Genomic DNA, 20566 nt, shown 5'->3' on the forward strand with positions numbered 1-20566 from the left:
CGCCTAAACAAACCCAAACAGGCAGTCGTAGAGACAGCAGACATATTGCGGCTGATAGCGCTTCATGTAAGCGTTATATTCCTCATCGGACAGGTCGTCGATATCGTCGTCGTCTTCGTCGTCTCCGTCGTCATCGCTCCACATCGGATGTGTGATGAAGGGCACGTCTTCCTTCAGCGCCTCAAGATCGAATTCCTGCAGATCGAGCCTCTGGCCTAACGCGCGTACCGCCTGCACGAGCGAAGCCCAAGGCTCGAAGGCCGTTTCGTGCAGGAAGCTCTTGGTCTGCAGCCCGTCGTCGTATCGTCCCTTGGCCTTGTCGCCGTAGGTATCCGGGTTGAACCAAGTTTCCTGGATGTCGATGAAGAGGGCGGGCAAGATGGTCGAAACCTTGAATGCCAAAGCAACCTGAGGTTCGCCGGCAACACGCAAAGCCTCAATCTTTTCAGTCCGGTTATCGCAGAAGGACCAGTGCGCCGGTTCTCCAAGGCGATACACTGGAAACTCGACCACATGCGGCGTATCAGACCAGATATCAGGCCCCTGGCAATAGAAACCGTGCGCGGCGAGGATCGGCTGTAGTTCATCCCAGAAGCTACGCGCCGGTTCTAGGTCGGCCTGATCCTGCGCGACCACACCATGAAGGCCAGCCGGATAGCAAAGGCGTAAGCGCTGTTCGAAGGCATGATCCATCGCGTTTTACTCCCTGAGTCTTAGCAAGTCTGCATGGAGGAGGCCGCACAAGCGGAGACCGAAGCTGCCGTTTGCCCCAAAGAAGGTCGATAGTCAACGGAAAAGCGCTCTAACCTCCTCGGGAGTTGCCCAAGAGATGCCTTCGCTATAGCTCATCGGATCAACGCCCAAGAGCCCGCAATGTTTTTCGTAGTTGTCCCAGGTAACGCGACCAAGCGGCCCCTGCCGCCATTCCCAACACTCGACACAGCAGCGATCAACCTCATCCGGATAATTCTGCTCAAGAAGCCCTAGAGCCTGTTCCGGACTCTCAGCCCAGCAGTCCTCACGGCCTTTAGGATCGATCACCTTAAAGCGCATGACGATTGGCAAACTCATCCGATAACCTCAAAGATCGACTTCTGCACCCTTGCTGGTTGTAAGGTCTTGGCGGCCTCAAGACGATGAACACTGAGGCGCTTTAATCCGCGTTGGTGGAGATTCTCAGCGCGGGCCAACGAAGGCGAGGGTAGCACGCACCGACAAGCCGATACAGTTTTGAGATCCCAGTCCGTCATCTGCCACGGGTCGGCTTTGCTATCGCCCCTTGGCTGGACTTGCCTTTTGTCGGCACTGTTTATCTGCTCAGCGTTGGGCGCGTCCGGGACGGCCTGCGTAACTGGGTTGCGAGCGAAGCCCGAACGCTGCATCGCGTCATTGTATCAGGCGGCAGAAAAACAGAACCCCTGTCGCTTTCGCGCAGGGGTTCCTCGTGACGCAGTGTTCCGAGGTTCAGGGGTGCCCAGCGAGCCACCAACCAAGCCTGAATCGACTTCTGCGCCCTTGCTCGCTGTAAGGTCTTGGCGGCCTCAAGACGATAGACACTGAGGCGCTTGTTCCGCGCTGGTGAAAGTTCTCAATGCGGGCCAAGAAGACCGAGGGTAGCACGCACCGACAAACCGTTACAGTCTTGAGATCCCCGAATTGACGGGACTGTATTCGAGTGTGAAGCGTCCGCTTCCTGGCAGAACGGAGACAAACGCAGCCTCAGAATATCGCTACGTAATCGACGCATCCACCATCGGCACTGCCTCAACAGAGAGCGCCCGCAGGTTCAGCAGAATCTGCTTGCAACACAACTCGACCGTTCGGCATTGAATCTCTTCGCGCCAAACACGCGCGCTTTCCGATCCACACATGTAAGGCGCGGCGAGCGCCTTGGCATCTGCCACCCCAAGCACAAATGCGAGATGCGCCGCGGCATGAACGGACTCATGGACGATGGTCAGCTCCGTCAAACCTTCACGGATCAGATGGATGTCGGCCAGCAATCCGCTGCGCTGATTGGAGGCGTTACGCGGCATGACGCAGCCGTAAAAAACTTGTTTGCTGCGCGATCGGTTAAAGCGCATAAACTGCTGGCTATCGCGGTGCAGGTAGCAGTGAAAGTACCACTGTGGCGACAGGCTCTTAACCTGGAACATCAGGGTCAGCGCGCCATCAAGCGCGATCGAAAACACCCGACCCGACGGTGCGCCGGTCTCCGTATCAACCACGCCAAGCAAGCGCTTGCGCCAGTTCAGATGACGCTGTTGGCGTGCGTCCAACAGGCGCTCCGGCGTCTCACCGGCCAGCAGCGCGATTTGCTGCTCATGCACTAATCGGGGGTCAGTTCTGCCCTTGACCAACGTCTTCTCCCGCAGCAGCCGTAACCGAAACGCGCCGAGCAACAATCAACATCGCCGACCGGCCAGATGCAAGTCAGGCGTCCAACACGGAGGCCAAGCCCAGCGCTTGTTGGCCGTTATACTCAAGATCGCGACGCCAAACAATCAACCGCCCAGCGGCATTGGCAGACCCCCGTCACTGCCCCGGCAACGCAAGGAGCTGACCCCCATGCTCGATCTCTCCGGCCTGCAGCAGTACCTGCCAGTCTCGCATCTCGACTCAGAGACCATCGGCTGGATCGACGGTCTCGCCGACAAGAGTCCCCACTACTGGGTGCCCTCCCAGATCACCCTCTTGGAGCCGCCAGCAGCCCAAGCCGCGCCCTATGTCGACCCACTGACGGCAATGATCGTGCTCTTCAGGGCGCAAGGCGAAACCTTCGAGGCTGCCTCAGCCCGTGCCGAGGCCGAGTATGCGGCACTGCGCCCAAGCCTGCCGCTGATCGAACGGGTTCGCTTTTTCGGTATCTGCGACCCCGATACCCCTGAGTGCATGCCATTGCCGCGCCTGCTCGAGCACCTTCAACATCGTCGCCTCATCAGCGAGCCGCTGAGTGCCTTTCTCGCGCGCGTGCTCGATGCACTCGCCTGCGCCGCGCTCTTTCGCAATCCTGAGCGTCCCGATGCGCCCTGGACCTTGGCAACACGCCCCGATCAACCGCCCGCCAAGGCGATGATCTCATTCATCCCTGGCCCGCCGTGGCGGTGCGACATGGATACGCCAGAGGGCATGGCCGCTTTCGCCGAGTGGCATCAGCATCTGCGGCCGATCGTCGGGCGCTTGGAGCAGACACTGGGTAAAACGCTCTACGAGTTTCGGGATTTTGACGATGAGTTTGCCGACGACTACGGCCACCGCTTCCTCGAACTCTACTGTTGCTGTCGCTCGCACCCCGAAGCGGCCTTTGTGCAGTTCCTGTTGGAGGCCAGCGGGGCCGAGGATCTCGGCACGCTCAAGGCGGCCTTGATCGACCCGGAGAACTACCGCCATCCCTTCGAGATGAACTACAACTCGTGCGACGACTTCACAACACGGGCGCTCAAGTTCAACTATCCGCAGGCCGATGCGTGCTGATTGACTGGGGTGTTGCTCTCCTTGTGTCAAGGCTCATGCGTCGCGCTGTGCTTATCTCGATGGGTCAACGCACCCGCTCGCCTGAGCGTGATCAGATAGTCTGGCGGATGCTTGCCGTACTTCACGGCGAGTCTGGACAGAAACTCGAGCCAGGTTTCTTCAGAGGCCCGGTCCTGTTCTGTGGGCTCTTCCGGTAAGTTCAGGTCGTACTCGTCGTAACGATAATCGAACTCGGCCCAGCTGTAGAGCGGTTCTCCCAAGTCATGCTCTTTGTTCGGATCAGCCCCGCGCGATAACAAGTAGTCGATCAGGCGAGCGTCTTTGGCGATCACACAGGCAAAGAGCACACCGCTTCCTTGCGGCTCCGTGTAAGTCGGATCTGCCCCGGCATCGAGCAAGTCCGCCACCATCAGAAATCGGCTCTCCGGTTCGTTCCAGCTAACACAAACCTTAATCAGCGCCGATTCGCCGTACTCGTCAATCGCGCTTGGGTTAGCACCTCGCGCAAGTAGCGTCTTGACTTGCGCCACATCCTCAGACTCAATCGCCGCGAAAAGCTGCAGGTTGTGATCATCCATCGTACTTACTGGGTCCTCTGCAAAACCAGGTCAGTGCTTATCATATCTGGGCGAACTCGCCAGTTCGAAGCTGCTCAATCGCGGGCCAACGGGCTATACTGTCTATAAATACAGTCTCCGGAGATCCCGCTCCATGCACCACCACGATCGGCATCCGAACGGCGGCCGCGGAAACGACAGCAAGCCCAAAGGCGGATGACCCGAAGCTCGGCCAACTGGACCGCCAACCCTGGAGGCTACGACGCGCTGCACTGCGAGCGCCAGGTCTGGCCGAGCGACAGCCCGCACGGCATCCCCAACCTGCAACCCCAACGCTTCGACCTCCCGCCCAACCTCCGTCTGCTCCCGTACCGCTCCCGCCTCGATCGCCTCGACCGATCCCGCGACTGCTGCCACTTCTACCTCGACGACTACCGCTTTGAATCGACCTGGACCCGGCTCGACGTGGGCGCGCGCCATGTCGCCGGCTACTTCGCCACGCTAACCCCCGATTTCAGCCTCTATCCCGACTGGCCGATCGCCGCACAGCTCTGGAACACCTACCGCAGCCGCTGGCTCGGGCGCTTCTGGCAGGAGGGCGGTCTGCGCGTGATCCCCACCGTGAACTGGAGCGATCAGCGCTCGTTCGCCTTCTGCTTCGACGGCATCCCACCCGGCCAGATCCTCAGCATCGGCACCGCCGACTGCCGCCGCGCCCACGTCCAACGACGCTTCAACGAGGGCCTTGCGGCGATGCTCGAGCGCCTGCAGCCCTCTCTCCTGATCGTCTACGGTCGCCTGCAGCCTCAGCAGCGCTACCGCATCGAGCGCACCGGCTGCCAACTCCTCGAGATCGCCCCCGCCTGGGAGCGGTTACGCCAGTTCGCCAAACCGACCCCAGGGCTCGCTGCATGAACATCCTCTGCGTCTACCCCGAGTTCCCCGATACCTTCTGGTCGTTCAAGCACGCGCTGAAGTTCGTCAACAAGAAGACCGCTTACCCACCGCTCGGCCTGCTGACCGTCGCCGCGATGCTGCCCGAGGCCTGGGATAAGCGCCTGGTCGATCTCAACGTCCGAGCGCTGCTCAATGAGGATTTGGTGTGGGCCGATGTCGTCTTCATCAGCGCCATGACCGTGCAGCGCGAAGCCGCGCGCCGGGTCATCATCCAGTGCAACACCGCCGGGGTTGCCGTGGTCGCCGGTGGACCGCTGTTCACGATGGAGTTCGAGGAGTTCAGCGGTGTCGAACATTTCATCTTGAACGAGGGTGAGCTGACCCTGCCGCCGTTCCTGGCCGACCTGGCCAAGGGCGAACCGCACCACGTCTACCGCTCGTCCGAGTTTCCCGACATGGCGCTCTCACCGCCGCCGCTCTGGTCGCTGCTCCACCTGGCCGATTACGCATCGATGTCGGTGCAGTTCTCGCGCGGTTGCCCGTTCAACTGCGACTTCTGCAACGTGACGGCCTTGCTCGGTCGCAAGCCGCGGATCAAATGCACCGAGCAGGTGATCGCTGAACTGGACGGGCTCTATCAAGCCGGATGGCGCGGGCCGGTGTTCTTCGTCGATGACAACTTCATCGGCAACAAGCGCTATCTCAAGCAGGCCCTGTTACCGGCGATCATCGCCTGGCGCCAAGACAAAGCTGGTTTCTCCTTCTCCACCGAGGTCTCGATCAATGTCGCCTCCGATGACGAGCTGATCGACCTGCTGGTTCGCGCTGGCTTCAACAAGGTCTTCATCGGCATCGAGACGCCCGGCGATGAGGGCCTGTCCGAGTGCGGCAAGGGCCAGAACGTCAACCGTGACGTGATCGCCGACACCAAGCACCTACAGCGCTCGGGACTGGCGGTGCATGGCGGCTTCATCGTCGGCTTCGATAGCGATGGCGCCGACATCTTTCAGCGTCAATTCGACTTCATCCAGCAAAGCGGCATCGTGTTCGCCATGATCGGCATGCTGCAGGCACCGCCGGGCACTGAGCTCTATGCACGCTTGGAGAAGGAGGGCCGGCTACTTGGTGCGATCTCCGGCGACAACATCAACGGCGGCACCAACATCCTTCCGCGCATGGGTCTCGACGTCCTAGAGGAAGGCTATACCGCGCTGTTCGATCGCCTGTACTCGCCGCAGGGCTATTGCGCGCGCGTGAAGACCTTCCTCAGCGAGTGTCAGGCTCACGCCTGGAAACAGCTGCACGCGACGCCAGAATCGAAAGCTCATGATGAACCCTCCTTGTCGATGAATGGACAAGCCGGATCGGGCCGCTCGCCGAATGAAGTGGCGATGATGACACACACTGACCGCCTCGAGCAGAGCACTCGGCTATACTGTCCTTTTAAATAGTCAGCGTGCCTACCCTGAGCCATCCCATGCCTGAGCGCGTCATCCGGCCGAATCCTGCACGTCTCGAGCCCGGCCTGGGTGTCATCGCCAACCGCGTTCACAGCCTCACGGCGTCCAAGCCACCGGCCGCTACCACCGCCGAACCCCTCGGCGCCCTGTGCAGCCTCGCCACCCGCAGCCATCGACCGCTGACCCGGCTGCGCTGGCCGGTGCAGGCGGGCTTTCCCTCGCCGGCCGAGGACGACCAGGACGCGGCGATCGATCTCAACGAACTGCTCGCCCCGCATCCGGAGGCCTGCTTCCTGCTGCGGGTGCGAGGCTGCTCAATGGTGGACGCCGGAATCGACGACGGCGACCTGCTGCTGGTGGACCGGGCGCTCGAGCCCAGCCATGGGCGCATCGTCATCGCCGTGGTGGACGGCGAGTTCACCGTCAAGCGGCTGCACCGCCAAGCCCAGGTGGTGCGGCTGGAGGCCGCGCACGCGCAGTATCCGGCCATCGAGCTCAAGGACGGTCAGGAGCTGCAGGTCTGGGGCGTGGTCACGCGCGTGATCAAGTCGGTCTGAGCGACGGCTGCCGGCATGCCCGTCGCGCTGGTCGACTGCAACAGCTTCTACGCGTCCTGCGAGCAGGTGTTCCAGCCGCGGCTGCAGGGCAGGGCGGTCGTCGTGCTCTCCAACAACGACGGCTGCGTGGTGGCGCGCTCGCGCGAGGCCAAGGCGCTCGGGATCAAGATGGGCGAGCCCTGGTTCCAGGTCCGGCGCCGGCTGCAAGGGCAGGGGCAGGGGCAGGGGCAGGCAGAGGAGGTCACCGCGCTGTCGAGCAACTACGCGCTCTATGCCGACATGAGCAACCGCGTCATGCGCATCCTGGGTCGCTTCAGCCCGCGCCAGGAGGTCTACTCGATCGACGAGAGCTTCCTCGAGCTGGACGGACTGCCCGAGCCGCCCGAAGTCATCGGCCAGCGGATTCGCTCGACGGTGCTGCGCTGGACCGGGCTGCCGGTCTGTGTCGGCATCGGCCCGACCAAGACCCTGGCCAAGCTCGCCAACCATCTCGCCAAGCAGGACCCGGCCTGGGCCGGGGTCTGTGATCTCGCGGTGTTGGATGCCGGCGAGGTCAAGCGCCTGCTCGCGCCGGTGCCGGTGGGTGAGGTCTGGGGGGGCGGTCAACGGCTGGCGCATCGCTTGGGCGCCTTGGGTATCCTGACCGCACTGGACCTGCGCCGCGCGCCGTCCAAGCGCATCCGCCAGCACGCCTCGGTGATGCTCGGGCGCAACCGTCTCGAGCCTCGAGGAGCTGACCGAAGCGATCACCAGCTTCACCAGCCGCGCCGCCGAGAAGCTGCGCGCCCAGCAGGGCGAGGCTGCGGCGATCATGGTCGAGATCCGCAGCCGTGCCTTTCGCCGTGATGCCGCAGCCTACGCCGCCAGCCGGTGGTACCGCTGGCCGCCCCGACGGCGGACACGCGCGCGCTGGTCGCCGCCGCCCGCGCTGGGCTCAACCGCCTTTACAAGCCGGGACCGTCTTACGTCAAGGCCGGGGTGATTCTGCTGGATCTCACCCGTGCCATAGAGCGACAGCCGGACCTGTTCGCCGATCCCTCCGCCGTTGACCGCAGCCAGGCGCTGATGGCGACCCTGGATCAGATCAACCGCCGCTTCGGTCGCGGCAGCCTAACGCTGGCGAATGCGCGCCCGGCACCGCATTGGCGCCGACGCGAGCAGTTCCGCGCACCGCGCTACACCACGCGCCTCGACGAGCTGCCGGTGGCCCACTGCTGAGGCGGAAACGACGGGCGTGTGGCGTCATAGGCGCTAATCAGACGAGGATACCTAACGCAGCGCACGGCGCCTCGACCGGACCCGCCGCGTCCGACCCGTCAGCCACGGCTGCTATGCTGAGCGGATGAGCAAGTCCGAACACCCCAACAACCGGCCCCTCCGCTATCCAAAGGCGCGTCTGTCACCGGCGAAAGAGGATCGGCTGCTGATCAAGATCGCCCGCGCCGAGGTCGAGGCCGGCGACATCGCCCCGGTGCTGCAGCAGCTCGAGTTCATGACCGAGACCCGCGAACTGGCCGAGCGCTGGGAAGGCCGGGTTGCGATGGTCTTCGCCGGCTGGGACGATGATCCGCGCGAGGTCGTCGAGATTCCTGAGGTCCGGCGCTACTTCGCCAGCCTCACCGAGGCCTGGCCCTATTGGCTGCACTTTATCGAGAAGGTCGGCGACAGCCTGCCGCTGGTGCTCGGGCTGCTCTGCCTCGGCCATCGCGAGGCCATCGCCCCGGGTCTGATCGGCTGGGCCTTCGACGACCTAGAGGAGGTGCGCAAGCAGCTGCTGCTTCTGTTTCTGCGTCAGAACGCGCTCTATGAGCGCCTTGGGCTCTCGGAGTCGATGAACCAGCGCATCACCGAGGAGGTTGCCCAGCTGCTCGAGTCCGTGTTCTCTGGCGCGCCACCACCGGCAGCGCCGGGATGACCGAACCGGCTTCGGGTCTCGATGGCCCGGCCTTGCTGATCCAGCACCGCCGCGCCAACCGGCTCGATTGAGTGCTGATACTCGGGCACTGAAGTATAGGCACGCTCCCTGGTTTCGCGCGCCCCACGCTAGCAACCTCGGTTTGAATTATCCGTGCTCAGCCCAACGCGAGCCCTCGGGCGGATAATCCAGAGTCCCGGTGATGCGCTTGCGTTGGGCCTCGTCCATGTCGGGAAACGGCAGCTCATGCGCGGCAGCCCATTCGCGCACGCGCCGTTCGGCCGCCGCGCGCGCGTCGGCATCGAGCCCGCTGTCGCGAGCCATGTAAAGGGTCTGCGCCGGCAGCGCAAAGCCGGTGCCGGCCTGCTGGATCGCCTGCATCACGCGCAGCATGATGTCTTCCTGAATGGCCAGGAATTCGGTGTAGGAGGTGGTGCGGATGTAGGCGCGCAGCTCCAGCGTCAGCGCCTGGTCGCGAAAGCCGAGAAAGCGCGCGCGAATCGGGTATTCCTCGGTGTGAATCGTCATCGGATGCGCGTGTAGCAGCTCGCGCAGGGTCGCGAGCAGATAGCGCAGTTGATCGGCGCTGGTCTCGTAGCGCAGCGGTAGGCGTTGCTGGAGCAGAAAGCGCTCGCAGGCGCTGAGGTTGACGATATTGCGCTCGGCCAGATCGGCGTTCGGAATGGTGATCAGCGAGCGATCGAACTGTCGGATCTTGGTCGAGCGCAGGCCGATCGCCTCGACGGTGCCGACCGGATTCCAGCCCTGACCATGGCGCTCGTCGAACCGGCACAGGTCGCCGACGCGGATCGGTCGATCGGCGAACAGGTTCAGCGCGCCGATGAAGTTCTCCAGCGTTGGCCTTGCGGCGAGCGCGATCGCCAGGCCACCGACCCCGGCGCCGGCGACCAGGCCATAGACCGGAATCCCGAGATCCTGGGCGGCGGCAAACAACAGCCCCAGCACCGTGAACAGCGCAAAGACGCGCGCGACCCAGCGGATCAGGCTGGCATCGGCGTGCTCGGTCTTGCGCCCTGGCGCGGCGATCAGCGCCTCGGGAATCCAGCGTGCGACCAGCAACACCAGCCAGATCAGCGCCAGCACCCGGGTCAGCTCGGCGAGGTAGTCGGGCCAGGCGATCACCAGACCCGTGACCTGCACCTGGTCATCGAGAAAGCGGCGCAGCAGGGGCATCCAGAACAGCAGGGTCAGTGGTGCGCTCAGGCGTCGCAGTAAGGTGCTAGGGTGGGCATCCCAGGCACGGCGGTGCGCCCAACGCAGCACCAGTCCGAGCAGGACCAAGGTCAGCGCCAGACTGACCACGAGCATCGCCCATTTCCACAGCACCTGGCCGGCGATAGGCTGCCGCGCCCAGTCGGGCAAGCGCTCGATCAGGTGCGGCGGTAGCATCCAGCCGGAGAAGCCGAGCGCTGTGGCGCTGAGGTCTCTGACGTTGTCGATACGTGAGGAGCGGCGATAGGGCAGCTCCCGCGCCAGCTCAGCGTAGCTGCGCGCCGAGGCGACCGTCTCCGGGCTGAACAGGAACTCGCCCGTGCGTGGACCCTCTTCGACGCGCGCGATGACGATGCTGGTATCAGGGAGACGCCAGCGCGCGGGTTGATCAGCAAGTGGGCCACCGCTGCTGAAATCGGCCGCCTCCGGGATCAGTTCGGCCTCGGGCAGATCGACGCGGGCGATGATCTCCCAGAGCCAGATGATGGTGGCGGTGGCGATCTCGTGCTGTGCTGCGGGTGGCACGTTGCTCAGATCCATCAGTTGCTTGCCCTGCTCGACGGCGCGCAAGAAGGTCTGCTGGCGTTGCGCGCTGGGCGCCTCGCGATAGGCAGCATACTGCTCGGCGATCTGATCGGTGAGTCGGCGAAAGCTGTCGAAGGTTGCCCGTGGCGAGCTGGTGTCGGGTGGGCTGAGCAGGCTGGTGCTGGCGCTGGTGGCGAGCGCCGGGGAGGTGATGGCGGTGTAGAAAAACGCCACGCATAGCATCCAGCCCAGTTTCCAGTAGGGCCTCCAGCTCAGCAGCGATGCGAACGTGGTGGGCTGCCTCAGATTCACGCGGACAGCATGATGAGAGTTGGCATTGCATTAATCGCTGCAGTGGATTGCTAAGTCGGCAGCATAGCCGATCACTAGGATGAGCGTTTAACCGGTGCTCAAGTCGGCTGAGTCTGAAAGGGTTCCAATCCGTCCACGCCCGGTTCGCTTCACCTCCAGCATGGCCAGATCGGCCTGATGCAGTAAGGCATCCAGATCCAGGGGCTGGTCGGCACGCAGGCAGGCGACGCCGATACTGGCGCTCAGGCTCAAAGGCTCGCCATGATCGTTGAGGATCTTGGCCGCCCGGATCTCCTCCAGAAGGCGTTCGGCGAGGCCAAGCGCCGCTGTTTGATCTTGACTGATGAGCACGACGAATTCATCACCGCCCCAGCGGCCAACGACGTCCTCGGCGCGGGTGACCCGGCTGCAGCAGGCGGCAAAGGTCTTTAGGGCGCGATCGCCGACATGATGACCATGGGTATCGTTGATGGTCTTGAAGCGATCGACATCGACCATCAGCAACGCGATCCAGCCCTGAGTCCGCTGCGCCCGGGCGATCTCGCGTTCCGCCAGCGCGGCGAAGTAGGAACGGTTGGCGATCCCGGTCAAGGGGTCCGTGCGCGCCTGCTGATGCAATGCGTTGCGCCCTTCGAGCAAACGCAGGTAGTTGCGCAGGGCGATAAACCCCAGCGCCATGATCAGGGTCCAGCCCAACACCGCTAGCCAGGCCAGACGATACCAGTCCGCCAACCAGTTGGCGCGATCGATGCCGAGGATGATCGTATAGGGGGTCCCCTCGATCTTCAGTGAGCCGAAGTAGCGGTTTTTTTGATCCAGTGGAGAACGCACAGTGGCGACCCGAAAGCGTTCGTCAGAGGCGAGGAAGTCGCTCAGATTTGGGTTGTCGACCAACTGTCCAATCGCCTGCGGCAACGGCGGGTAGCGCGCCAGCAGCATGTGTTGGTCGTCCACGATCGCCAGGGAATCGAGGCGACCTGTGCCCATGCGGGCCAGCCATTGACTGAAGAACTCGAGATCCAGGGCAATGGCGACCAGGCCGAGAAAGCGCCCGTCTTCATCCCGTAGAGCGCGTGCATGGGTCACATTCACCGGGCCGACATTGGAGCGATAGCCGCGCGTCACCAGGCTATCGAGTTCGGGATCGGCCTGCAGCCGCTGACAGTATTCGCGCTCGCTGGCGTCGTAACCGAGCCTGGCGTTGCCATGTGTGACCACGCACTGGCGATTGAACGCGCCATACAGGAAGGCGTAGGGAAAGGTCTTGTAGCGTTGCTCGAGCCGTTGGCTCAGATCGGCATGGGCCTCGGGGTCGGGATGGGGATAGCGCAGGTCATCGGGGTCGATCTGGCCGGCCATGTCCCGCAACAGGTAATCCGAGGCGACAAAGGCGCCGCGAATCCATTCGGCGATCAGTTCCGAAGAGAATGCTAGGCGGCTCTCCTGGAGTTCCAGGGACCGCTGATACGACGACCAGAGGAACAGGCCCAGGAGAAGACTCGACAGCCCCAACAACAGCGCATAGGTGGCGAGCCCTGAGCTCCTTTTTTGCAACTGACGACTCCTGACTAACCTAAACCCGGGATGATACCGACGACCTTGCTTGATGTCACAAGCCGGTCGGCTGGGCTGCTAAACTGGCCCCATCGTCTCGGCGATCAGAGCGCAACCCATGCCTGGTCGCGCGACGCATTGCACCGAGGGCTGTTGATCTTCAACCATGTGGTATCCCCTAAACATCGCGTTCTTGATCCTGATGTGTTTCACCACCGCAATGGCCGCGAGCGCCGACTCTTCGGCGCCAGCGCCAGCGCCAGCGCCAAAACCAACGCCAACGCACAGAGTCCTGTTCGAGGCGGTGCGCGTCTTCGACGGCACCGCCGAGCAGCTTACCGAGCCGATGCAGGTGTTGGTGGTGGGCAACCGCATCGTCCAGCTCTCGGCGGAGCCGATCGCGCCGCCAGCCGAGCTCGAGCTGACCTGCATCCAGGGCGCTGGCCGCACCTTGATGCCGGGGCTGATCGATGCGCACACCCATGTGATGTACGCCACCCTGTCGCAGCAGGCGATCCTCACCAGCGATCTCGGTTTCCTCAATGTCGCCGCGACCAAGGCGGCGGCGGACATGCTACTGCGCGGCTTCACCAGCATCCGCGATCTCGGTGGTCCGGTGTTCGGGCTCAAGCGCGGCATTGACCTGGGGCTGGTGCCGGGGCCGCGCATCTGGCCGGCAGGCGCCTTCATCTCCCAGAGCGGCGGTCATGGCGACTTCCGCCTGCCGAGCGAGCTGCCGGCCGCGCCGGATGCCTTCTCGTTCAGCGAGCGGGTTGGTGCTGCGGTGATCGCCGATAGCCCCGATGCGGTGCGCAAACGCGCCCGTGAGCAGCTGGCATTGGGCGCCTCGCAGATCAAGCTGATGGCCGGTGGCGGTGTCGCGTCGAGCTACGACCCGCTCGATGTGACCCAGTACACGGTGCCGGAGCTGCGCGCTGCAGTCGAGGCGGCGGAGAACTGGGGCACCTATGTCGCCGTGCATGCGTACACGCCGCGTGCCGTGCGTCAGGCCATCGAGGCGGGTGTGGCGAGCATCGAGCACGGCCAACTGTTGGATGAGGCGACGGTGCGGCTGATCGCCGAGCAGGATCTCTGGTGGAGCCTGCAGCCGTTCATCGATGATCAACCCTCGCCCTATGCCGAGGGTTCGATGAACCGGCGCAAGCAGCTGGCGATGTACGCCGGCACCGATCGCGCCTATCGGCTGGCCAAGCAGTTTGGCGTCAAGACCGCCTGGGGCACCGATATCCTGTTCAATGCCGAGAATGCCAAACGACAGGGCGCCAAGCTGGCCGCGATGACGCGCTGGTATACGCCGGCCGAGGCGCTGCGCATGGCGACTGCGGACAATGCCGAGCTGTTGGCGCTCTCCGGTCCGCGCAGTCCTTACGAGGGCAAGCTGGGGGTGGTCGAGGAGGGCGCACTGGCGGATCTGCTGCTGGTCGATGGCAATCCGCTCGAGGATCTGTCATTGGTTGCCGATCCCGCTAACAACTTCTTGGTGATCATGAAAGATGGATCGATCTACAAGAACACAGCGGTTCAGTCGCTACAGCAGAAATAGCGTTGTCAGCCCAAGGAAGATTAAGAATCCCCGGAGTCGGTCAGGACCGTGATCATCACCGAGCTACCCCAACTAAGCGTGGGGTCTTGGCCCAACCGTTGACGCAGCCGTGGGACTGCTTGCCGGCATGATCCGGCAACGCATCGAAACGACGCAGATAACGCGCTACCACATTCAGCGTCACATGCTCGCGGACTTTGACCAGATGCGTCCGAGACCTTGAGCAGGATGTCACCATGAGTCAGGTCACACGGACAGCCACACCATCTTCTCTCCCATCACCGTCCTGGTGCACTGACCGAAAAGCGTAGCGATCGTACCGGATCAATCCATTCACAGCCATTGTGGACAATCCTGCTCAGTCGACGGCTGTTTCAGCAGAAGCACAATCGCCACCCATGCTGTCCTCGTGGTGAGATTCACCGAGTGCATCCAGCCACAGGCACAGCAAATCCTTGCGCAGCGCCCGGCCCCCGGCGGCATTGGTCATCACCACCAGTCCGACTCCACGCTCCGGAATGAGCGCGATCAGATTGTGCCAGTTGGGCAGATTATCGCCAGGGTGATAGGCCAGCTGCCGGCCACTGGCGAGTGGGTAGAGCGCCATGCCCAGCCCATACCGCGAGCCCTTAAAGACCAAGTCATTGTCCGAATTGGGCATGGGGGTCAGCAGGCGCTGGATCAGCGTTGGCTCCAGCACCCCTCGACCAGGCTCCTCCTCGCAGGGACCGGGCATCAGCAGGGTGAGCAGCCGCGCCAGATCGATCGTGGTGGTTTGCAGCCCCGCGGCGGCCAAGGCCGTGAAATGCCGGGCGGGGGCGCGCTGGCCCTGATCGTCGAAGGTCGCCGCCAGGGGCGGCGAGGCCGTTGGCGTGGCCGGAAACCGGCTGCTCGTCATCGCCAGCGGCTGCAGGATGCGCTGCGCTGCGGCGATGGCGAAGGGCTTGTCCGCCTGCGTGCGGATCAGCAGTTGCAGCAGGCTGTAGCCACCGCCAGAGTAGCGAAACCCCTGACCTGGCGGCTCCACCACCTTGAGCGACGTGTCGCCAGCGTCCGCTGCCCCCTTGAGCGATGCGAGCAGCGATTGCGCGGGTGTTCCGGGCGGGAAGCCGCCGTAGCCGGGCACGGAAAGCCCGGCGGTATGACTCAACACCCGCGCCACCGTGACGGCGTTGCGGTCGTAGGGGGAGGCGGGAAGCTGCCAAGACCCAGCACCACCCTGCACTTGCGGCATGATGGCTTGATCGAGCGCGACGCGCCCCTGCTGCACCAACGTCAGCACCGTCAAGGCGGTAACCGACTTCGAGATGGAGGCGGCCTGGAATAGGGTGCTCGAGGGATCGACTTGAATCCCCTGGTCCGGAATCGCCAAGCCATAGCCATGGCTCCAGTCTGGAACGCCGTTCTGAACCAAGGCCACCGCCGCACCAGGAACCTGGTAGCGCTCAAGCAAGCGCGGCATGGCAGCATGAATGCGCTGCCGCGCGGCGACGTCGGAATCCGCTTGATGAGGCGCAGGCTGGCGACAAGGGGCTTGCGCAGGCGCGGGGCCGCTCAGCAAGAATGCAGACATGGCCGTCATAGCGATGAAAGCGATTCGCATGATTGAGACTCCTGGGGAACACAAGGGCCATAAAGCATGGCTGATTCAGCCCGATCAGGTGCGAATCACTAGCATGGTTGGGTCGACGGTTCCGGCCTGGCCACGCAGACTATCTATCCTTGGCTGTAGCGGTCGTAATGCGCTCTGCGCCGATGGCGCAGCTTGAGCCTGAGCGCAGTCGGTGGCTTCAACCCGTTGCCCACGCTAACGCAGCGTCGAACTCGGCATTGGAGAACACCCTGACCTCGCCGGGCATCGCAAAGCCAAACACCTTGGTCGCGGTGCGCAGCCAATCGACATCGGTCACTACCGCCACCCGCTCCCAGGCGGCCAGATGCGAGAGCCCGACCTTGGCGTCCTCCCACATCGCGCCGGCCTCGAAACGTTCGAAGTCGGGGCCTAGCTGATAGAGCAAGCGAAGCTTTTTGTGTGCTTGCAATGCGGATTCGACAGCCGGAACCACTGTTTCCTCGTAATCGGCGGCGGTCACCGTTCCGCTGGCCTGCAATGCGATGACATGGTCTACGCTGGTTGGTAACAGTTTGATCATGGAGAATCTCCGTTAGCGAAAGCATCCGAGAACCCGTGCGCAACCATCGGCTGCGCACGTCGATTGTTGCCCCTCGACCTATCCTGTCTGCGGCGCTCGAGCGAGATGGGTGACCACAGTGAAAGCATAGACGCAGGGACCAGTTGATGAGGCCTGCAGGCGCTCTTCTCTTGCCTCTGCCCGTGGCGATGGCGCAGGGACCAATAGCGACTTACCGTGAAAGAATCCGACGTCGGGTTCTTTCACGTTAACGAAGCCTCGACTCTTCAGCCTGTAGGGCGGATCAAGCCACTTGCCAGTTGGGCGCGAGATCACTAGCGAAAATCAGCCCTTGTACTCATTTGCCGACCTGTGGGCTGTGCTTCCAGTACCTCGTTTCGACGCGTTTCGACCCGTTGTCCTCGCGCTACCCAAGCCACCCGCTCGCAAATCAGCCGCAATTTGCTGATCTTTCGCTGTCGCGCGCCGATGCCAATCCCGCCAGGCTATCGCCACCGAAACACCGGAGGCGAACCCCATGCATGCCCTCGACCTGCCGCGCGGCATCGATGACCCACCCTCGCTGCTGCTCTGGCGCCTGGATGATCTAATCCCCCTGATCCTGATGCTGATCATCGGCATCCTCGCCGATCGTCTGCTGCTCTTCGTGCTGCTCGGCCTGGGCCTGTCTCGGCTCTATGGCCGCTTTCGCGACAGTCGCCCGGATGGCTTCGCACTGCACTGGGCCTACTGGCACGGCCTGGTCCCACTCGGTGCGCGCAGTTACCCGAACCCCTTCAGTCGCTGCTGGCGGGGGTAGGGCGATCATGACACTCGATACCCTGACCAAGACCTGGCGCGGCATCAACCGCGAGAACCGCTTTCATCGCCTTGCGGTCGCGCTGTTGCTGGTGACCAATCTGCTCACCTTGGCTGCACTGCTGCGCGCCGATCGCACCGTGGTGCTGGTGCCCCCGATCCTCGAGGGCGAGGTCAACGTCGCCCGCGACCGCGCCTCGCGCGAGGTCAAAGAGGCCTGGGCGATCTATGTCGCCGAACTGCTCGGCAATGTCGGCGCGCGCTCGGCCGACTTTATCCAACAGGCCCTTGAGCCACTGCTGGCTCCGCCCTTGCGTGCCGCCGTGATGGAGGTCATCGGCGAGCAGGTCGACGCGATCAAGCGCGAGCGCGTCTCGATGCACTTCTCCCCGAGTGCGCTCAGCTACGACCCCGCCACCGACACCCATTACATCACCGGCAACCAGGTCAGCATCGGTCCCGGCGCCCAGCCGGTGCGCCACCAACGCACCTTCGAGGTCCGTGTCGGTTTCCGTCATTACCGACCGGTGATTACCCATCTGGATGTCTATCCCGGCACCCCTCGCCAACCGGAGCCGTCTTCGTCATGACCTTCTTTCCATTGTCTGTCGCACGCTCTGCACCGCGGACACCGCGCCTCCTGCTTCCTGCCATGCTGACCCTGGCGGGCAGCACCCTGGTTGCTGTCACGCCATCGCTGCACGCCGATAGTCCCTTCCTGCGCGGCAGTGCCGGAGCCACCCAGACCGCAGCGACTGCGTCCACCGCCACAACCGGCGCCGCCACTGACAGTGCCGATCCAGACGAGCCAGCGGTGCTGGCCTTGGGACCGCGTACCGTCACGGTCGCACCCGGCGCCAATGCCATCCTCGAGCTGGCGATCGATCACCTCAATCGCATCGTCACCCCGTTCGAGCGTCCATCGGTGCGCACCGTCTCCGACCTCAGCACCGAGGTCGAGGGCTCGGTGGTCTATGTCGCCACCGCCAGTGAGGTCCCGGCGACGCTCTACATCAGTGCTGGCGATGCATCAGGCACCACCATTGCGCTGACCCTGGCACCACGCCGTGTGCCGCCGCGCGAGATCCGTCTCCAGGTCCCCGGCTACAGAGCTGCCCAGGCGCAGTCCAAAAACAACGCTCAGACCGCCAAGGATACGCAGCCCGACAGTGCCCAGGTCGCGCTGAGTCCGGCGCACCCAGCCCTCTGGCAGCAGCCACTGCCGTATCTGCAGACCCTGACCACGGCCCTGCGTGATCTGGCACGTGGTGAAGTGCCCGAGGGCTTTCGTCCTGGCTCCGTTCGCTCGGAGGATCGTCTGCGCTGCGAGGCTCCCGGGCTGCGAGCCTCGGATGTGGAGGTCTTCGAGAGCGAACACCTAACACTGCTGAAAGCGACGCTGCGCTACAGCGGTAAGGAACCCCTCGGGATCACCCCGCAATACTGCCGCCCACGCAGCAAAGCCGTGATTGCCGCACAGGCGACCTGGCCCCGCACAGAACTGCGCAACGGTGAGGAGACCCAACTACTGATCGCGTTGCGAGCAGGTGAATCCGGTGTGCCGTTGCCTGCTGGTCCAGGTCTGACAGCGACCCAGCAATCGGAGGGCCGCCGATGACCCAATTTACCGACCACTGGTCCAGCCTCAGCCCAAAAGCGCGCCGAGCACTGACGCTGAGCGCCGGCGGCGCGGTGATCGCCGGGCTCGCCTGGCTGATGGCCACCGCGCCCGGCCAGCATCAGCCGGGTCAGGGTGAACGCGAGCGTCTGGTGACCAATCTGCTCACCGATGTCGATCCGCGCGATCTGGGTATCGATGGGCTGGGCCGACGGCTCAAGCGCCTGGAAAGCGACGTGCGCGGCATCGCCCACAACCTGGAGAAGGTTGGCCTGAGCGTCGCCGATGACAGCAGCCAGAGCCGGCTGGTGCAGACCCTGCGCAGCGAGCGCGAGGCGGAGCTGAAGGCGCTGCGCACTGAGGTGCGGGGCTTGCGTGATGATCTGCAGACGCGTCTTGCCGAACGGGCTGATGCTGGCATCGCTGAGCCGTCGTCAGTCTCAATCACTGACGCCAACCCCGATGCCGGTCGCTTTACCCCACCCGCCGCTGGCGAACGAAACCGGCCAACATTGGAGCCAACCGCACCACCGAGCCTCGATCAGCTGTTTCTGCCCCCAACGGAGCCCGGCACCGCTGCCGCCAACACACCCAAGACCCCAACCCGCAGCCTCAACATCCGCCATGTCGCCGATGCCGATGCGCCGCCAGCGCCGAGTCCGGAGGAGGCCGCTGAGGCCGCGATCCCCGAGGTCCGCATCCCCGCCGGCAGCATCCTGCGCGGGGTGCTGTTATCCGGTCTCGACGCCCCGACCGGCCGCGCCGCGCGCCAAGATCCCTATCCGGCACTGCTGCGCCTGAAACACACCGCGATCCTGCCGAATCGCTTCCGCGCTGATGTGCGCGAATGCTTCCTGCTGGTCGGCGGCTACGGTGATCTGGGCTCGGAGCGGGTCTATCTGCGCGCCGAATCGATCAACTGCGTGCGCCGCGATGGCCGCACCCTGGAGGTCGCCGTCGACGGCTATGCGGTCGGTGAGGACGGCAAGGTCGGCGTGCGTGGGCGTCTGGTCAACAAGCAGGGGCAGGTCATCGGTCAGGCCCTGCAGGTGAGCTTCCTGCAGGGCTTCAGCCAACTGTTCAGCACCGTGCCCGCAGCCACAGTGGCCACCGGGACCGGTGCGGTGCCGTTCCAGCAGGTGTTCTCTGGGGCGGCGATGCAGGGCGCCATGCTCTCCGGCACCGGCGAGGCCCTGGAGCGCCTGGCCGAGTACTACCTGGATATGGCCGAGAACCTGTTCCCCGTGCTCGAGGTCGACGCCGGGCGTGGCATCGAGGTGATCCTCAACCGCGGTGTCGGGCTGAAGCTGCAATGAGCGTCGCAAAAGCGCCGGATATTGCTTGCCTTTCGCTGTCGCGCCAAGCGCGGTGGGCGGGGCAAGCTGTGTCTCACCGATCCACTGCTTGGCGATTGATGCCCATGTCTCTGTCCCGCTGCGTTCGTTCCACCCTGTCCCGATCTTCCTTGGCGTTGTCGCTAGCCGTTACGACGCCGGCAGCGCTCAGCGCGCCGCCGATGCCGCCAGCGCTGAGTGATCTCTCGGCGCGCATCCAGGCCTCGCTCGAGCTGCCTGGGACCCGCGTGCAGATGCTCGACCTCGAGGGCCAATCGGTCTATCTCGCCGGGGGTGGGCGCTATGCCTTCACCGGACCGGCCTGGGATCTCTGGCATGGGGTTGAGCTGCAGGATGTGGCGCAGGCCAGTGCTTTGGCCGGTCGGCTCGATCGCGATCGGCTGCCACTCGATGCGGTGGACTTGGGTGCCTTGCCGATGAATACCGACGTCCTGGCGGAGGACAGCCTCTGGGTCTTCGTCGATCCATTGTATCCGGCGGGACTCGAGGTCTTGGCTGAGCTGCGCGATACCGGCACTCCGGCCCAGGTCGTGCTGCTGCCGGTCGGTGGCCCGGAGTCGCTGGATCTGGCGCGGCGACTGCGCTGTGCCCCCT

At 63.9% G+C, this 20566-nt stretch carries 21 protein-coding genes; 14 read left to right on the plus strand and 7 right to left on the minus strand.

What is annotated here, in order from left to right:
* Positions 1–3: 3 nt before the first annotated feature.
* Complete coding sequence (locus tag CKO42_RS18245) at positions 4–636, minus strand: hypothetical protein (protein WP_207148770.1); 633 nt, start codon at positions 634–636, stop codon at positions 4–6.
* Positions 637–1730: 1094 nt separating this feature from the next.
* The gene (locus tag CKO42_RS18250; RefSeq protein ID WP_200247167.1) at positions 1731–2279 is read right to left on the minus strand and encodes a hypothetical protein; all 549 of its coding nucleotides are present in this window, start codon (positions 2277–2279) and stop codon (positions 1731–1733) included.
* 289 nt (positions 2280–2568) lie between these two features.
* Here CKO42_RS18250 and CKO42_RS18255 point away from each other — a divergent pair, with 289 nt between their 5' ends.
* Positions 2569–3474, plus strand: a complete 906-nt coding sequence (locus CKO42_RS18255; RefSeq protein ID WP_200247169.1) for a hypothetical protein — start codon at positions 2569–2571, stop codon at positions 3472–3474.
* Positions 3475–3500: 26 nt separating this feature from the next.
* On the opposite strand, the gene CKO42_RS18260 is transcribed toward CKO42_RS18255, so the two are convergent.
* A complete protein-coding gene (locus CKO42_RS18260; protein ID WP_200247171.1) occupies positions 3501–4052 on the minus strand; it encodes an ankyrin repeat domain-containing protein in 552 nt (183 codons plus the stop codon).
* A gap of 195 nt (positions 4053–4247) precedes the next feature.
* Here CKO42_RS18260 and CKO42_RS18265 point away from each other — a divergent pair, with 195 nt between their 5' ends.
* The 7 genes from CKO42_RS18265 to CKO42_RS18290 all read left to right on the plus strand — a co-directional run bounded on the left by CKO42_RS18265 (position 4248) and on the right by CKO42_RS18290 (position 8860).
* On the plus strand, positions 4248–4946 hold the full coding sequence (locus tag CKO42_RS18265; protein ID WP_200247173.1) for a DUF4417 domain-containing protein: 699 nt from the start codon (positions 4248–4250) through the stop codon (positions 4944–4946).
* A complete protein-coding gene (locus CKO42_RS18270; RefSeq protein ID WP_200247175.1) occupies positions 4943–6379 on the plus strand; it encodes a B12-binding domain-containing radical SAM protein in 1437 nt (478 codons plus the stop codon). The genes CKO42_RS18265 and CKO42_RS18270 overlap by 4 nt, the downstream gene beginning before the upstream one ends.
* 26 nt (positions 6380–6405) lie before the next feature.
* Positions 6406–6945, plus strand: coding sequence for a LexA family protein (locus CKO42_RS18275; RefSeq protein ID WP_200247177.1), 540 nt, complete (start codon positions 6406–6408; stop codon positions 6943–6945).
* Between the two features lie 15 nt (positions 6946–6960).
* A complete protein-coding gene (locus CKO42_RS18280; protein ID WP_200247180.1) occupies positions 6961–7791 on the plus strand; it encodes a Y-family DNA polymerase in 831 nt (276 codons plus the stop codon).
* A complete protein-coding gene (locus CKO42_RS28305; RefSeq protein ID WP_338034946.1) occupies positions 7691–7927 on the plus strand; it encodes a hypothetical protein in 237 nt (78 codons plus the stop codon). Before CKO42_RS18280 ends, CKO42_RS28305 begins: the two co-directional genes overlap by 101 nt.
* The gene (locus CKO42_RS18285) at positions 7816–8163 is read left to right on the plus strand and encodes a DUF4113 domain-containing protein (RefSeq protein ID WP_200247182.1); all 348 of its coding nucleotides are present in this window, start codon (positions 7816–7818) and stop codon (positions 8161–8163) included. The genes CKO42_RS28305 and CKO42_RS18285 overlap by 112 nt, the downstream gene beginning before the upstream one ends.
* Positions 8164–8287: 124 nt before the next feature.
* Positions 8288–8860 (plus strand): hypothetical protein, encoded by a 573-nt coding sequence (locus tag CKO42_RS18290; RefSeq protein WP_200247185.1) that lies wholly within the window; start codon positions 8288–8290, stop codon positions 8858–8860.
* A gap of 147 nt (positions 8861–9007) precedes the next feature.
* On the opposite strand, the gene CKO42_RS28310 is transcribed toward CKO42_RS18290, so the two are convergent.
* On the minus strand, positions 9008–10852 hold the full coding sequence (locus CKO42_RS28310; RefSeq protein WP_200247195.1) for a mechanosensitive ion channel domain-containing protein: 1845 nt from the start codon (positions 10850–10852) through the stop codon (positions 9008–9010).
* Positions 10853–11017: 165 nt separating this feature from the next.
* On the minus strand, positions 11018–12484 hold the full coding sequence (locus CKO42_RS18300) for a sensor domain-containing diguanylate cyclase (RefSeq protein WP_200247197.1): 1467 nt from the start codon (positions 12482–12484) through the stop codon (positions 11018–11020).
* A 166-nt stretch (positions 12485–12650) separates the two neighbouring features.
* Here CKO42_RS18300 and CKO42_RS18305 point away from each other — a divergent pair, with 166 nt between their 5' ends.
* Positions 12651–14048 carry a metal-dependent hydrolase family protein gene (locus CKO42_RS18305; RefSeq protein ID WP_242479508.1) on the plus strand — a complete coding sequence of 466 codons (1398 nt, stop codon included), beginning with the start codon at positions 12651–12653 and terminating at the stop codon, positions 14046–14048.
* Positions 14049–14406: 358 nt separating this feature from the next.
* On the opposite strand, the gene CKO42_RS18310 is transcribed toward CKO42_RS18305, so the two are convergent.
* Together CKO42_RS18310 and CKO42_RS18315 are read right to left on the minus strand one after the other, a co-directional pair.
* Positions 14407–15651 carry a serine hydrolase domain-containing protein gene (locus CKO42_RS18310; protein WP_200247199.1) on the minus strand — a complete coding sequence of 415 codons (1245 nt, stop codon included), beginning with the start codon at positions 15649–15651 and terminating at the stop codon, positions 14407–14409.
* Positions 15652–15838: 187 nt separating this feature from the next.
* Complete coding sequence (locus tag CKO42_RS18315; RefSeq protein WP_200247202.1) at positions 15839–16201, minus strand: SpoIIAA family protein; 363 nt, start codon at positions 16199–16201, stop codon at positions 15839–15841.
* 517 nt (positions 16202–16718) lie between these two features.
* Here CKO42_RS18315 and traL point away from each other — a divergent pair.
* From traL to CKO42_RS18340, 5 genes are all read left to right on the plus strand, one after another.
* A complete protein-coding gene (gene traL / locus CKO42_RS18320; RefSeq protein WP_200247204.1) occupies positions 16719–17000 on the plus strand; it encodes a type IV conjugative transfer system protein TraL in 282 nt (93 codons plus the stop codon).
* 7 nt (positions 17001–17007) lie between these two features.
* Positions 17008–17589 (plus strand): TraE/TraK family type IV conjugative transfer system protein, encoded by a 582-nt coding sequence (locus CKO42_RS18325; protein ID WP_200247206.1) that lies wholly within the window; start codon positions 17008–17010, stop codon positions 17587–17589.
* Entirely contained in the window at positions 17586–18617 is a 1032-nt protein-coding gene (locus CKO42_RS18330) for a TraK domain-containing protein (RefSeq protein WP_200247208.1), read from the plus strand. The genes CKO42_RS18325 and CKO42_RS18330 overlap by 4 nt, the downstream gene beginning before the upstream one ends.
* Positions 18614–19933: a TraB/VirB10 family protein gene (locus tag CKO42_RS18335; RefSeq protein ID WP_200247210.1), complete on the plus strand. Its 1320-nt coding sequence runs from the start codon at positions 18614–18616 to the stop codon at positions 19931–19933. The genes CKO42_RS18330 and CKO42_RS18335 overlap by 4 nt, the downstream gene beginning before the upstream one ends.
* A gap of 104 nt (positions 19934–20037) precedes the next feature.
* Positions 20038–20566 (plus strand): thioredoxin domain-containing protein (locus tag CKO42_RS18340; RefSeq protein WP_476737478.1); only part of this gene is annotated, 529 nt, incomplete at its 3' end.

Source organism: Lamprobacter modestohalophilus, from assembly GCF_016583905.1.
GTDB classification, from domain to species: Bacteria; Pseudomonadota; Gammaproteobacteria; order Chromatiales; family Chromatiaceae; genus Lamprobacter; species Lamprobacter modestohalophilus.

Coding starts and splice junctions, on each gene's coding strand:
- CKO42_RS18255 (WP_200247169.1), top strand. CDS start 2,569: ATGCTCGATCTCTCCGGCCTGCAGCAGTACCTGCCAGTCTCGCATCTC.
- CKO42_RS18260 (WP_200247171.1), bottom strand. CDS start 4,052: ATGGATGATCACAACCTGCAGCTTTTCGCGGCGATTGAGTCTGAGGAT.
- CKO42_RS18265 (WP_200247173.1), top strand. CDS start 4,248: ATGACCCGAAGCTCGGCCAACTGGACCGCCAACCCTGGAGGCTACGAC.
- CKO42_RS18270 (WP_200247175.1), top strand. CDS start 4,943: ATGAACATCCTCTGCGTCTACCCCGAGTTCCCCGATACCTTCTGGTCG.
- CKO42_RS18275 (WP_200247177.1), top strand. CDS start 6,406: ATGCCTGAGCGCGTCATCCGGCCGAATCCTGCACGTCTCGAGCCCGGC.
- CKO42_RS18280 (WP_200247180.1), top strand. CDS start 6,961: ATGCCCGTCGCGCTGGTCGACTGCAACAGCTTCTACGCGTCCTGCGAG.
- CKO42_RS18290 (WP_200247185.1), top strand. CDS start 8,288: ATGAGCAAGTCCGAACACCCCAACAACCGGCCCCTCCGCTATCCAAAG.
- CKO42_RS18305 (WP_242479508.1), top strand. CDS start 12,651: ATGTGGTATCCCCTAAACATCGCGTTCTTGATCCTGATGTGTTTCACC.
- CKO42_RS18310 (WP_200247199.1), bottom strand. CDS start 15,651: ATGCGAATCGCTTTCATCGCTATGACGGCCATGTCTGCATTCTTGCTG.
- CKO42_RS18315 (WP_200247202.1), bottom strand. CDS start 16,201: ATGATCAAACTGTTACCAACCAGCGTAGACCATGTCATCGCATTGCAG.
- traL (WP_200247204.1), top strand. CDS start 16,719: ATGCATGCCCTCGACCTGCCGCGCGGCATCGATGACCCACCCTCGCTG.
- CKO42_RS18325 (WP_200247206.1), top strand. CDS start 17,008: ATGACACTCGATACCCTGACCAAGACCTGGCGCGGCATCAACCGCGAG.
- CKO42_RS18330 (WP_200247208.1), top strand. CDS start 17,586: ATGACCTTCTTTCCATTGTCTGTCGCACGCTCTGCACCGCGGACACCG.
- CKO42_RS18335 (WP_200247210.1), top strand. CDS start 18,614: ATGACCCAATTTACCGACCACTGGTCCAGCCTCAGCCCAAAAGCGCGC.